The sequence below is a fragment of the Frankia sp. Mgl5 genome, assembly GCF_023242985.1.
Taxonomy (GTDB): domain Bacteria; phylum Actinomycetota; class Actinomycetes; order Frankiales; family Frankiaceae; genus Parafrankia; species Parafrankia soli.
The window spans coordinates 1-392 of sequence record NZ_JALKFY010000504.1; the positions used below are offsets into that span (position 1 = coordinate 1).

Annotated in this window: 1 protein-coding gene; it reads right to left on the minus strand. The window is 54.1% G+C overall.

The genetic code is table 11. The features are described from left to right. A partial coding sequence (locus MXD62_RS10345; RefSeq protein ID WP_285224028.1) for a carbon starvation CstA family protein occupies window positions 1-392 on the minus strand: 392 nt, incomplete at both ends.

A 392-nucleotide genomic window follows, 5' to 3' on the forward strand; every position in this document is an offset into this window, starting at 1 on the left:
TCGTTGGCCAGCGTGGTGAGCACATCAGGTGTCACTGTGAAACCCCAGCTGGTGATCGTTTGTGCGGCAGCCGCGGCATCAACACCGATGGCGGCGGCAGGTGCGTTCACGGCAAAATAAACACCGGGAGTAAGCACGCATGCGGCAATCATCGCCATGATGGCGACGGCCGATTCCATCAGCATTCCGCCGTAACCAATCACCGTCGCATGCGATTCTTTTGCAATCATCTTCGGTGTTGTACCGGAAGAGACTAGTGCATGGAATCCGGAAATGGCACCGCATGCAATGGTAATAAACAGGAACGGGAATAGAGTACCGGCAAAAACTGGTCCCGAACCGTCGATAAACTTGGTCAATGCAGGCATATGCATCGGCGGCAAAGTGAAGAT